This window comes from Flavobacterium sp. GW821-FHT12A05 (assembly GCF_058807735.1).
The window spans coordinates 64,442-76,868 of the sequence record NZ_JBXAQY010000001.1 but is presented as its reverse complement, the minus strand read 5'-3'; the positions used below and the strand labels follow the sequence as shown (position 1 = coordinate 76,868).

At 32.6% G+C, this 12,427-nt stretch carries 13 protein-coding genes; all 13 read left to right on the top strand.

Translation table 11 applies throughout. The annotated features are described in order from the left end of the window. Positions 1 to 3: 3 nt before the first annotated feature. Genes AC1RRQ_RS00275 through AC1RRQ_RS00215 form a run of 13 tightly spaced genes read left to right on the top strand, consistent with a single transcriptional unit; the run spans position 4 to position 12,426 of the window. Positions 4 to 918 (top strand): hypothetical protein, encoded by a 915-nt coding sequence (locus AC1RRQ_RS00275; RefSeq protein WP_493020284.1) that lies wholly within the window; start codon positions 4 to 6, stop codon positions 916 to 918. A gap of 8 nt (positions 919 to 926) precedes the next feature. Continuing rightward, on the top strand, positions 927 to 1,880 hold the full coding sequence (locus tag AC1RRQ_RS00270; RefSeq protein ID WP_493020282.1) for a hypothetical protein: 954 nt from the start codon (positions 927 to 929) through the stop codon (positions 1,878 to 1,880). Further along, positions 1,873 to 2,796, top strand: coding sequence for a hypothetical protein (locus AC1RRQ_RS00265; RefSeq protein ID WP_493020280.1), 924 nt, complete (start codon positions 1,873 to 1,875; stop codon positions 2,794 to 2,796). The genes AC1RRQ_RS00270 and AC1RRQ_RS00265 overlap by 8 nt, the downstream gene beginning before the upstream one ends. A gap of 4 nt (positions 2,797 to 2,800) precedes the next feature. Next, a complete protein-coding gene (locus AC1RRQ_RS00260) occupies positions 2,801 to 3,721 on the top strand; it encodes a hypothetical protein (protein ID WP_493020278.1) in 921 nt (306 codons plus the stop codon). Positions 3,722 to 3,727: 6 nt separating this feature from the next. Further along, on the top strand, positions 3,728 to 4,657 hold the full coding sequence (locus AC1RRQ_RS00255) for a hypothetical protein (RefSeq protein WP_493020276.1): 930 nt from the start codon (positions 3,728 to 3,730) through the stop codon (positions 4,655 to 4,657). Positions 4,658 to 4,665: 8 nt separating this feature from the next. Next, a complete protein-coding gene (locus AC1RRQ_RS00250; protein WP_493020274.1) occupies positions 4,666 to 5,535 on the top strand; it encodes a hypothetical protein in 870 nt (289 codons plus the stop codon). A 7-nt stretch (positions 5,536 to 5,542) separates the two neighbouring features. Then, positions 5,543 to 6,514, top strand: coding sequence for a hypothetical protein (locus AC1RRQ_RS00245; protein WP_493020272.1), 972 nt, complete (start codon positions 5,543 to 5,545; stop codon positions 6,512 to 6,514). Then, the gene (locus AC1RRQ_RS00240) at positions 6,511 to 7,608 is read left to right on the top strand and encodes a hypothetical protein (RefSeq protein ID WP_493020270.1); all 1,098 of its coding nucleotides are present in this window, start codon (positions 6,511 to 6,513) and stop codon (positions 7,606 to 7,608) included. Before AC1RRQ_RS00245 ends, AC1RRQ_RS00240 begins: the two co-directional genes overlap by 4 nt. After that, positions 7,605 to 8,546 (top strand): hypothetical protein, encoded by a 942-nt coding sequence (locus AC1RRQ_RS00235; RefSeq protein ID WP_493020268.1) that lies wholly within the window; start codon positions 7,605 to 7,607, stop codon positions 8,544 to 8,546. Before AC1RRQ_RS00240 ends, AC1RRQ_RS00235 begins: the two co-directional genes overlap by 4 nt. A 5-nt stretch (positions 8,547 to 8,551) precedes the next feature. Beyond that, complete coding sequence (locus AC1RRQ_RS00230; RefSeq protein WP_493020266.1) at positions 8,552 to 9,592, top strand: hypothetical protein; 1,041 nt, start codon at positions 8,552 to 8,554, stop codon at positions 9,590 to 9,592. A gap of 11 nt (positions 9,593 to 9,603) precedes the next feature. After that, positions 9,604 to 10,536 carry a hypothetical protein gene (locus AC1RRQ_RS00225; protein ID WP_493020264.1) on the top strand — a complete coding sequence of 311 codons (933 nt, stop codon included), beginning with the start codon at positions 9,604 to 9,606 and terminating at the stop codon, positions 10,534 to 10,536. An 8-nt stretch (positions 10,537 to 10,544) separates the two neighbouring features. Then, positions 10,545 to 11,444, top strand: a complete 900-nt coding sequence (locus AC1RRQ_RS00220) for a DUF4200 domain-containing protein (RefSeq protein WP_493020262.1) — start codon at positions 10,545 to 10,547, stop codon at positions 11,442 to 11,444. 1 nt (position 11,445) lies between these two features. Then, positions 11,446 to 12,426, top strand: coding sequence for a hypothetical protein (locus tag AC1RRQ_RS00215; RefSeq protein WP_493020260.1), 981 nt, complete (start codon positions 11,446 to 11,448; stop codon positions 12,424 to 12,426). The last annotated feature ends 1 nt before the right edge of the window (position 12,427 follow it).

Sequence of the window (12,427 nt, the reverse complement as noted above, 5' to 3'; positions counted from 1 at the left end):
CCAATGTATAAAAAAATCGCCATTTTTCATTTTCTGCTATTATTTTCTCCTTTTATTATAAGTGCGCAGGTAACAACTCCCTTATCTTCTGATTACAAAATCATTGAAATAGGAACAAACGGTGGAGACTTCACCAAAAATTTAATTTTGATTCATGAAATTTTCAATGGAGGTTTAATCTCAATGAATAATGCTGTAGGAACACTAACTGCTTTTAGAGGTACTGCAGGATCTTATAATAGAACAAATATCATAGAAATAAATAGTTCATCAGCTTATAATGGCACATTTGCAACATTAAGAACTTATGACGGAAATGGCGAATGGCTTTTGAAAACCTGTATTTATAATGGTAAGAAATATCTAGCCGTTGATGTTCCGTACGCCGATTCTCACCATGATTGGGGATATCAATTTACTGGTTGGACGAAATCAACAGGAGAAAACATGAAATCTGTTAATTATCAAGTAAACGGTCAAGCGGTTAATACTGATAAACTTTCGGATATTCAAAATTACATTCCAAACATGAACGAAACCCATTTGGTAAATAACTTTTTGGTAATGGGAAATAATGTTGGTATTGGAACAATGAATCCAGATGAAAAACTTACCGTAAAAGGAAAAATCCATACGCAGGAAGTGCGTGTTGATATGACTGGAGCGTTAGTTCCTGATTATGTTTTTGAAAATGATTATAAACTTAAAACTTTACCCGAAGTTGAAGAATTTATAAAAGAAAACAAACATCTGCCAGAAATTCCATCGGCAAAAGAAATAGAGAAAAACGGCTTAATGCTGGCTGAAATGAACATGTCTTTATTAAAAAAAATGGAAGAGATGACGTTGTACATGATCGAACAAAATAAAAAAATTGAAAATCTAGAAAAGAAAATCGAAACAATCCTAACTAAATAATCCTTAAAATGAAAAGAAAATTACTTTTACTGTTTACCGTTTTATTTTTTATTCAACTTTCTGCTAAATCAAATAGTTTAGTATATGCAACAGAATATGAAAGCAGTGTTACTTTCCCTGCAGGATATATTGTTGGTGATTATATCGAATTTTTAAGTGTAAATCCAGCTTCTGCTGGAGCCAGTGGTTATTATCAAATCTCCATAAATTATACAAGAGGAAATGTTGCTTCGGCAGCAACTCATGTTGCCTCAATATCTCATTCCAATCCCGCTTTATGGAGAGAGGCCGGAAGAGTAAACAATAATCCTTATGTAGGATCAGGGGTTAATTTTACAATTGATTGTAATACACAATATGCAAATCCCCGATTTAGAATAAGAGCAATAAATACTTTAGGAATAAATACTCCTATTACGGTTTATATCAAGGTAACTTCTTTAAATACAAATGGTACTTTTACTGCTTTAAATACTACTGGAAACGACACAACCGTTTCTAAATTCGTACCAATGACTTCTGATTGGGATTTATATGTTGGAAATGTTTTTGTTGCAGATGGTGCGACTCTTGCCATAAAAGCGATCCAAAATGGAAATGTGGGAATTGGAACCGCGATTCCAGACGAAAAACTAACAGTAAAAGGAAAAATCCATACACAAGAAGTAAGAGTTGATATGGCCGGAGCGTTAGTCCCTGATTACGTTTTTGAAAATGATTATAAGCTTAAAACTTTACCAGAAGTTGAAGAATATATAAAAGAAAATAAACATCTTCCAGAAATTCCATCGGCAAAAGAAATAGAGAAAAACGGCTTAATGCTGGCAGAAATGAATATGGCGCTATTAAAAAAAATGGAAGAAATGACGTTGTACATGATTGAAATGAAAAAGGAAAGTGAAAAGCAAAATAATAAAATACAAGCACTTGAAAACAAACTAAAAAGTACTTGTAATGACTAAAACGCTAAAACTTATTTTTATAGCAATATTCGCAATTCCTGTATTTACTAACGCACAAGTTTCAACAATACCCTTAGCAGGAAGTTATAAAATTATCGACATTGGTAATAATACCAAAGGTGATTATACCCGAAATTTAATTTTACTTCATGAAATATATAATGGAACGCTATTACCTATGAATAATGCTATTGGAACAATAACAGCATTTAGAGGTACTGCAGCATCCTTTAACAGAATTAATGTAGTCGAAATAAATTCATCATCATCATACGATGGTATTACTGCTTCTATAAAATCGTTTGACGACGCAGGTAATTGGATTTTAAAAACTTGTATCTATAATGGTAAAAAGTATTTGGCTCTCGATGTTCCTTACTCACCAGCCTTTCATGATTGGGGTTTTAATTTTGCAGGCTGGACAAAGTCAAGTGGCGAAAATATGAAATCAGTAGCTTATGAATTAAGTGGCGCTCCAATAAACACAGATATTCTTTCAAACATACAAGATTACATACCTAATATAAACGAGACTCATCAGGTAAATAACTTCTTGATACTGGGAAATAAAGTTGGGATTGGAACATTATCTCCAGACGAAAAACTAACTGTAAAAGGAAAAATCCATACACAGGAAGTTCGTGTTGATATGGCTGGACCGTTAGTTCCTGATTATGTTTTTGAAAATGATTATAAACTTAAAACTTTACCAGAAGTTGAAGAGTTTATAAAAGAAAACAAACACCTACCAGAAATTCCATCGGCAAGAGAAATAGAGAAAAACGGCTTAATGCTGGCCGAAATGAATATGGCTTTATTAAAAAAGATGGAGGAAATGACACTCTATATGATTGAAATGAAAAAAGAAAATGAAGAAATGAAAAAAGATATCTCAGAATTAAAACTAAAAAAATAACTTCATGAAAAAACTATATTTTTTATTCTCTTTGATTTTTGTTTCAACGATAAATCATGCCCAGGTAACAAGCAGTTTTAGTGTTGGAGGAGACATTAATAAGTTTTATCCCGTTACTTTTTATGATGGAGGATGGGCATATAACGTACCTACAAACTTAGTTTTAGGCAGAAGTTATGTTCATACAGATTCTTCTTGGAGAGGTTCACTTATGGCAACTTTCGATTACCATGTTACTGAATGGGGAAATAACTCAGAATTTATTACAGCCAAAATAACCCCTTCAAATTCAGTTTACGGTTCACATACCAACTTTATTGCAGCCTGGAAAGATGCATCTGTGTCTAATGCTGAACGCAGAATTATCATTTGGCTTCGCGGCGGGTCAACTACTTATTATTGTCAATCCAATTATGCTGTAAACCCAGTAGTTTATGATGGCATTCAAAATGCACTTCCTTACAATGAAGTAAATGGCCCTGCGCACAACTATAAAACTACAGTAGAAGAATATGCTGTAACAACAGGAACTTATCAAGGTCGAAATGCTTATTTCATGACAAATGTTGGCATCGGAACATTATCTCCAGATGAAAAACTAACTGTAAAAGGAAAAATCCATACTCAGGAAGTACGTGTTGATATGACTGGACCGTTAGTTCCTGATTATGTTTTCGAAAATGATTATAAACTTAAAACTTTACCAGAAGTTGAAGAATTTATAAAAGAAAATAAACATCTTCCTGAAATTCCATCGGCAAAAGAAATAGAGAAAAACGGCTTAATGCTGGCCGAAATGAACATGGCGCTATTAAAAAAGATGGAAGAAATGACACTATATATGATTGAAATGAAAAAGGAAAATGAGGTTCTTAAAAACAATCAAAAACTACTTGAACAAGAATTTAAAAATTTCAAAAAATAATAGAGCATGAAGAAAATATTACTTATCAGCTTATTAATCATTTTTTCAAAACAAAGTTTTGGACAGATATCAGGAAGTTTTAGTGTTGGTGGAGATCTTGATAAATTTTACCCTGTTACATTTTATGATGGTGGATGGGGATCGAATGTTGCAACAATTTTAAAATTAGGAAGAAGCAATGTTCATAATGATTCAGATTGGAGAGGAAGTTTAATTGCCTCTTTTCAATACCACGTTTCAAACTACGGCCATGGTTCATCCTTTGTAGATGCTGATATAAAACCATCAAACGGTTTAAACAGTAATTTTATTAGTGGTTGGCGGGATGCTACAGCAAATGGAACTTGCGTATGTGTAATAATATGGCTGCGTGGTGGCGGTACAAGTTATAATTACCAATCTAATTATTCCGTTTTTCCAACTGTTTATGACGGCGTACAAAATTCATTACCGTATAATGAGGTGAATGGTCCTGTACATAATTTTAAAACTACAGTAGATGAATATGCTACAACAACAGGTGTTTATCAAAATCGAAATGCTTATTTCGCTTCTAATGTAGGTATTGGAACATTATCTCCAGACGAAAAACTAACCGTAAAAGGAAAGATCCATACGCAGGAAGTAAGAGTTGATATGGCCGGACCGTTAGTTCCTGATTATGTTTTCGAAAATGATTACAAACTTAAAACTTTGCAAGAAGTTGAAAGTTATATTAAAGAAAACAAACATCTTCCAGAAATTCCATCGGCAAAAGAAATAGAGAAAAATGGACTAATGCTCGCCGAAATGAACATGGCGCTATTAAAAAAAATGGAAGAAATGACATTATATATGATCGAACAAAATAAAAAGATAGAGGATCTTCAAAAACAAAATAAAAAAATCGAAGTTTTAGAAAACCGATTAAAAAAAATAGAAAACAATTCAAAGTAAAAATCTAAATGAAAAACATCCATAATATTTATATCGTTTTATTTCTAATATTTACTTCAATTATTCATTCGCAAACCTATTTTCCTTCAGGAACTATGGAAACCAATCTAGAATCATTTTCTAAAGTAAATGGACAATGGCTTGCAATTAGCCCGGCTAACAGTACACTCGGCGCAAATTATTATCAGGGATTAAATTTTGGTTTTGATGTTAATAATTATGCCAGCTTAGTAAATGCGGTTGGAACAAACGATTTTTATTTTGGAAGATGGGCTTACGGATGGAAAGGCTGGAGTAAAATTTGGCATTCGGGGAATCTAAACAATTCAAGTACCGATTTTACGGCCAAAACTTTAAATACCTCAAAAATAAATTTAAGTGTTCCCGGAAGCGGAGATCAAATTGATGCTTTTACTATTGATGTCAGTTCATTTGGAACGGCTGAAAATGCAGCAAGAAGCAGCTATTTTAGAGTACGGGATATTGGTGCTGGAAATTGGGTTCCGTTTATTATAAAAGGAAACGGTTTTGTTGGTATTGGTACAACAAAACCATCTTCAATGCTTACAGTTGCTGGAAACATTGCTTCACGCGAAGTAAAAGTTACTGTAGATGCCGGAGCCGATTTTGTTTTTGAAAATGATTACAATTTACCCTCTCTCGAATCTGTAGATAAGTTCATTAAAGAAAACAAGCATTTACCTGAAATTGCTTCTGCAAAAGAGATGCAAAAAGACGGAATCAATCTTTCTGAAATGAATATTAAGCTTTTGCAAAAAATTGAAGAGATGACACTTTATATGATCGAAATGAAGAAAGAAAATGTAAAACAAAATGAAGAGATCAAATTTCTGAAATCTAAAATATCATCTAAATAACAAAAAAATGAAAGTCAAAGTTATTACAATAATTGCTGTCATATTAATTACAGTTACAGCTTTTTCTCAACAAATTGGAGACGGAAAAGCTCTTGGAATTACTGATTTAACTGTTCCATTAAATTCTGGTGTTTATGAAGCAATTAATCCCATTGGATCAATCCCTGATTTGAGTTATAGCGGCTGGCAGCATTTACTTGTCACGAGACATTCAAATAGTTTAAATAATCATGAACTTCAAATTGCTTCAAGTTTTACTGATAATGATAGGTTGTTTTTTAGAAAAGCGGCAAACTATAACCTTTCTTCGATTAATCCTACTTGGAATGAGGTAGCCACCAGAGGAACAAATAATTTTATAGGTAATCAAAATATTGAAGGAAATTTAGGTATTGGAACCACAAATCCACAATCAAAACTAACTATTAAATCAGGAGGAACGGGAGTTAGTATTCACCCAGGAACGGCACCTTATTTTGGAACTTTAGCCTTTAACAGAGAATCATTTAATGGAGAAATTTTTGATCCAAATGGTCAGGCTTTTCAAATAAATAACGGAGGAACTGATAAAAATCTACATGTTCAGGTATACAATGGAAATGGAACATTAATTACAAACGATGCTTTAGTGATTAATGGTATTAACGGGAATGTTGGAATTGGAACTGCAAAAACAGATTCAAAATTAACAGTAGCTGGAAATATTGCTTCACGCGAAGTAAAAGTTACCGTAGATGCCGGAGCCGATTTCGTTTTTGAAAATGATTACACTTTACCCTCTCTGGAATCTGTAGATAGATTCATTAAAGAAAATAAGCATTTACCAGAAATTGCTTCAGCAAAAGAAATGCAAAAAGACGGGATTAATTTATCTGAAATGAATATCAAACTTTTGCAGAAAATTGAAGAGATGACGCTTTATATGATCGAAATGAAAAAAGAAATCGAATTACTAAAGAAAAACCAAAATAAACAATGAAAAAATTAGTCTGCCTTTTATTCATTATAACTTCATTGAATGCATTTTCACAAATTCTCTCACCAAGCGGAAATAATATTTTTTATTACAACGGTGCAGCCGATGTTATTTTTAAGTATCCAGAAAGAGGTTCAGGAGGAAGGGCTTTTGTACATGCAGATCATAATGTTTTATCCCTAAACTTTGAAAGTGACTTTAAAGGAGGAACAAGAATTGGAAATGATGTTTATTTTAAAGACGGAGGAAATTCATTTGTATACTCCGGAAATTTTGGTATTGGCTTAAGCAATCCAGAAACCAGATTACATGCCAATGGTGCATTAACTATTGGTAGCGAAAGTGTAAATGCAAACACTACAAAAATATTTCTGAAAAATCCAGCAGGAAAAACCTGGGCCATAAGTTCCGGGGCAAATATGATAACTGAATCTAGTTTTTCAATTTACAATTGGTCAGAGAATCAATCTACACCTTATTTTCATATATCTAATAATGGAAATGTTGGTATTGGAACTTATCAGCCAAACGTTCCCTTAACTGTTTATGGTGTTTCTAATTTTTTTCCGGCCAGAATTGGAAGTGGAGATGCAAGATCATTAGAGATTAGCAATACAGCTAATTTTGCAACATTTGTTAATAATCAATATCCCGTTTTCTTAAAAACAGGTTCAGGAGATCAACCTCTCGTTTTAGATGCTGCCAGAGTTGGTATTGGTACAGCAAATCCATCTTCAATGCTAACTGTAGCAGGAAACATTGCTTCACGCGAAGTAAAAGTTACAGTTGATGCCGGAGCCGATTTTGTTTTTGAAAACAATTATAATTTACCTTCTCTGGAATCTGTAGACAAATTCATTAAAGAAAACAAACATTTACCTGAAATAGCTTCGGCAAAAGAAATGCAAAAAGACGGGATTAATTTATCTGAAATGAATATCAAACTCTTGCAGAAAATTGAAGAGATGACGCTTTATATAATTGAGCAAAATAAATTATTGTCAAAGCAGCAAAAAGAAATCATTGAACTAAAAAAAGATAACAAAGATTTAAACGAAATTAAAATAAGGTTAACAAAATTAGAAAGTACAAAATGAAAATAAACACATTTTTAAAATTGGTTTTCTCCTTGTTCTTAACAAATTTGGTATCTGGACAAACAAATCAATATCCGACAATAGGAGATGTTACAATACGTAGTTATTCACCAAACCTAATTTTACAAAGAAGTGAAGATATAGGAGGGTTTACAGCTGGAATACAAACAAAAATGCTTGATGGTACAAATAATTGGTATTTTGGCGCATTACATGATCAATCATGGATTGTAAGCAAAGGCGATTTTTCAAATCCCAGATTAACAATTCGTAATAATGGAAATGTTGGTATTGGAACTGAATATCCATCAAATTTACAAGGATGGGGCAATGTACTTGACGTTGCTGGAGCTGATCACTCAAAAATTTTAGCTACTTCAGTAAATTCAACATATAGAGTTGGTATTTTTTCTCATAATCAAGAATGGTATGGCGGCGGCGGTTTTGTAGGTACAGAAAGTGAGCATCCATTACATTTAATAAGCAGTTACAGAGTAAGAATGTCAATTCTCACAAACGGAAATGTTGGTATCGGTACAACAAATCCATCTTCAATGCTAACTGTAGCAGGAAACATTGCTTCACGTGAAGTAAAAGTTACCGTAGATGCCGGGGCCGATTTTGTTTTTGAAAACAATTATAATTTACCTTCCCTGGAGTCTGTAGACAAATTCATTAAAGAAAATAAGCACTTACCAGAAATTGCTTCGGCAAAAGAAATGCAAAAAGACGGGATTAATTTATCTGAAATGAATATCAAACTCTTGCAGAAAATTGAAGAGATGACGCTTTATATAATTGAGCAAGAAAAGAAAAACAAAAAGCAATCAGAAGAAATTGAAAAATCCAATAATCAAATTGAGCTACTAAAAAAGGAAAACGAAGCCATAAAATCTATTCTTGAGAGATTGTCTCAATTAGAACAAAAAATAAAATAACATACATGAAAAAAGTATTTCTCTTAGCTTTCATTGCATTTCAGACTCTTGCATATAGTCAAACATTCGAATTAGGTACTAATAGTTTAAAATGGTCCAGAGAACAGAAAGATTTCAATAGCCCTCCCCGAGTTGGTGTTGCAGACATGTCATTAAAACTTTGGGATAATTATAATGGTTTAAATGCACCTTCTCAATATGGAAGCTTATTAGAAATATATGGACAACATGGCCATCTTGTTTCTCAGCTTTATTTTAACAACAATTGGCAGGGCGGCCAAATTATGTACAGAAGTGCATTTTACAGTCAAGATACCTGGGGAGAATGGAGAAATTTATTAGATTCAAAAAGTGATGTGGCTTCATCAGGTAATTTAAGAATTTTAGGAACAGGCAATAGTGGTATTGGCACCAATAATCCAGAGAAAAAATTCCAAATAGACGCTTCTAATAATGATGCGGGACTTCGAATTCATTCCGCACAAGGTAATAACAACACCAATACTCCATATTTACTTTTAACCGGCGGATATTTACCTAACAATGGAGTTGCTTTACGTGGAGTTGGAGATCTAAATTATGGAAGAAAAGCTTTAGTCTTTTATTCCGGCTGGGAAGGAGATACTGATAATCCTGCAATCAACAACTTACAAGAAAGAATGAGAGTTTCATCAAATGGTAACGTAGGTATAGGAACTTCAAATCCTACATCAAAACTTACTGTAGCAGGAAATATTGCTTCACGCGAAGTAAAAGTGACAGTTGATGCCGGTGCCGATTTTGTTTTTGAAAACAATTATAATTTACCTTCTCTGGAGTCTTTAGACAAATTCATTAAAGAAAATAAGCATTTACCAGAAATTGCATCAGCAAAAGAAATGCAAAAAGACGGGATTAATCTTTCTGAAATGAATATTAAACTCTTACAGAAAATTGAAGAAATGACACTTTATATGATTGAACAGAATAAGCAATTAAAAACTCAAAATAACCAAATTGAGTTACAGAATAAAGAAATTGAGTTATTAAAAAAAAGACTTAAATAAACCACTAAATCATGATTAAAAATCTAGTTACAGTGATTTTCTTTCTTACTGCTTTTAATACATTTTCTCAAATTAATTCAGATCAAAATGGGTTAAAATCGACCGTTATTGGTCCATTATATGCAGAAAATGAACAGGCAAAAAGATACGAAATAGCTTCAATAGGATATAACTCCTACCATTGGCAGCACGGAGGTTTAATTATTATTGAACTTTTTAACAAATACTATTCAACAGGCTATGAAAAATATATTATAGAGAATGGTTATGGCCAAGGATCAACCGGCAGTTCGGCAGTACTTAAACTAGTAGAATCACATGGATTTATTCATTCTGGCAAGATTGTATTAGGAACTCCTGTAGATTTATCAACTGGTATTGGGGATCAAATAAATAGAAAACTACCCATTTATTTTGATGTAAGATATTATGCGATGTATAAAATTAAAATTACTTATTTACAAGAAAAAGTAGATATCCTTACAGATTTCAATCAAATCAAAATTGATCCAAATCCTATAGGAACCAATATTCCTGATTTTGCTGAAAATAACGATTTAAACTACAATTTAAGAATTACAGGATCTGGAAATCATTATATAAAAAATGGCAATGTAGGGATTGGCACAACAAATCCAACTTCAATGCTGACCGTTGCAGGAAATATTGCTTCACGCGAAGTAAAAGTGACAGTTGATGCCGGTAACGTGCCTGATTACGTTTTTGAAAATGACTATAAACTTAAATCTTTATTAGAAATTGAAGAATACATAAAAACCAACAAACATTTACCTGAAATTCCATCTGCTAAAGAAATAGAAAAAAACGGTTTAATGCTTGCCGAAATGAACATCGCTTTATTAAAAAAAATTGAAGAGATGACGCTTTATATGATAGAACAAAATAAAAGAATTGAAAATCTTGAAAAAAATCAAAATAAATAATGTCTAATATGAAAGTCCTGAATTTTAAAAAACATGTTATTTTGTTTCTTTTCTCAATAGCATCTCTTTCATTTTATGGTCAAAACTTACCAATAATTGGGCATGGCGATGCTCCGAATTATAGAATTAGTACTTATGAGGTTCCCGGTTCATCTGGTTTAGATTTACATTGGTATGGCGGAATACGTTTTGGAGACTTAACAGGTAATAGCGTAATGAAAATTACAAATGGGAATGTTGGAATTGGCGTCGATAATCCTTTAGTCAAATTTGAAGTCTCAAATACGTTTAATACAAATAATAATGAAGTTGTCGCTTCATTAAAAAGATTTGCTACGGGAACCGGAGGCAGCAGTATTGTACGGTTTGGGTATCATAACACCTGCGATTTTGAAGTCAACTCTGGATATAGCAATAGCGGTCACCGTTTAGGAGGCTATTTTGATCTTAACATTGTAAATAATCATACCGGAGGTCAACATGGCGGAATTAATTTTGCCACAGATTCCAGCGTAAAAATGGCAATAAAAGCAAATGGCAATGTAGGCATTGGCACCATAAATCCGTCTTCAATGCTAACCGTTGCAGGAAACATTGCTTCACGCGAAGTAAAAGTTACTGTAGATGCCGGAGCCGATTTTGTTTTTGAAAATGATTATAATTTACCTTCTCTGGAATCTGTAGATAAATTCATTAAAGAAAATAAACACTTACCAGAAATTGCTTCGGCTAAAGAAATGCAAAAAGACGGAATTAATCTTTCTGAAATGAATATCAAACTCTTGCAAAAAATTGAAGAATTGACGCTTTATATTATTGAGATAAAAAAAGAGAATGAAAAGCAAAATGAGAAACAGAACGAAGAAATAAAAAATCTTAAAAACCTGATATCTTCTAAAACGAAATAATATGAAAATAAGAGCTGTCACAATAACTCTACTCCTATTCGGATTCATTTCTTCTGCTCAACAAATTGGAGATGGCCGTGCTTTGGAAATAACCGATTTTTCGGCACCTTTAAAATCAGGAGCTTATCAAGGATCATTACCAAACGGTCTGAATCCTGACACTCAAGTCTACTCATGGCAGCATTTATTTGTAATTAGACACTCTAATGATGCAAATAATCATCAACTGCAGCTTTCTTCATCCTATGCGATGAATGATCGTTTATTTTTTAGAAAAATTGCAGGAAGTCTTGATCCAAAAAATCCTGAGTGGATAGAACTGGCAACTAGAGGAAGTAATACGTTTAATGGAAATCAAAGTATTAATGGAAACTTAGTAATAGGAAATTCAATCGTTTCAAATTCCAAATTTGAAGTTACTGGTGGCGGAATAACAACATCATTGACCAATATAAATAGTACCCTAACACAATGTATTAATACAGCTAATCCCGCAATTAGCTTGGGCTTTGGATATTTGAATTCTGATATGCCATTTATACAATCTTTTAATAGCACTACTTTATCCGCCAATTCTTTAAATCTAAATCCATTTGGTGGCAATGTTGGAATTGGCGTTACAAATCCATTAAACAAACTCGATGTCAAAGGAACCATACATTCTCAAGAAGTAAAAGTAGACATGACTAATTGGTCTGATTTTGTTTTTAAAAAAGAATATAAATTGCCAACACTTGAAGAAGTAGAAAAACATATTGCTGCAAATGGTCATTTACAAAATATTCCAAGTGAAGATGAGGTTTTAAAAAATGGAATTAATTTGGGTGAAATGAATGCTAAACTGCTTCAAAAAATTGAAGAGCTGACTTTATACTCTATTCAACAAAATAAAAAAATTGAAGAGCAGTCAAAAGAAATTGAAACATTAAAAGCTTTAGCTTTGCGAGTAGCAAAAATCGAGAAAAAAATGAATCAAAAATAAA

Coding starts and splice junctions, on each gene's coding strand:
- AC1RRQ_RS00275 (WP_493020284.1), top strand. CDS start 4: ATGTATAAAAAAATCGCCATTTTTCATTTTCTGCTATTATTTTCTCCT.
- AC1RRQ_RS00270 (WP_493020282.1), top strand. CDS start 927: ATGAAAAGAAAATTACTTTTACTGTTTACCGTTTTATTTTTTATTCAA.
- AC1RRQ_RS00265 (WP_493020280.1), top strand. CDS start 1,873: ATGACTAAAACGCTAAAACTTATTTTTATAGCAATATTCGCAATTCCT.
- AC1RRQ_RS00260 (WP_493020278.1), top strand. CDS start 2,801: ATGAAAAAACTATATTTTTTATTCTCTTTGATTTTTGTTTCAACGATA.
- AC1RRQ_RS00255 (WP_493020276.1), top strand. CDS start 3,728: ATGAAGAAAATATTACTTATCAGCTTATTAATCATTTTTTCAAAACAA.
- AC1RRQ_RS00250 (WP_493020274.1), top strand. CDS start 4,666: ATGAAAAACATCCATAATATTTATATCGTTTTATTTCTAATATTTACT.
- AC1RRQ_RS00245 (WP_493020272.1), top strand. CDS start 5,543: ATGAAAGTCAAAGTTATTACAATAATTGCTGTCATATTAATTACAGTT.
- AC1RRQ_RS00240 (WP_493020270.1), top strand. CDS start 6,511: ATGAAAAAATTAGTCTGCCTTTTATTCATTATAACTTCATTGAATGCA.
- AC1RRQ_RS00235 (WP_493020268.1), top strand. CDS start 7,605: ATGAAAATAAACACATTTTTAAAATTGGTTTTCTCCTTGTTCTTAACA.
- AC1RRQ_RS00230 (WP_493020266.1), top strand. CDS start 8,552: ATGAAAAAAGTATTTCTCTTAGCTTTCATTGCATTTCAGACTCTTGCA.
- AC1RRQ_RS00225 (WP_493020264.1), top strand. CDS start 9,604: ATGATTAAAAATCTAGTTACAGTGATTTTCTTTCTTACTGCTTTTAAT.
- AC1RRQ_RS00220 (WP_493020262.1), top strand. CDS start 10,545: ATGAAAGTCCTGAATTTTAAAAAACATGTTATTTTGTTTCTTTTCTCA.
- AC1RRQ_RS00215 (WP_493020260.1), top strand. CDS start 11,446: ATGAAAATAAGAGCTGTCACAATAACTCTACTCCTATTCGGATTCATT.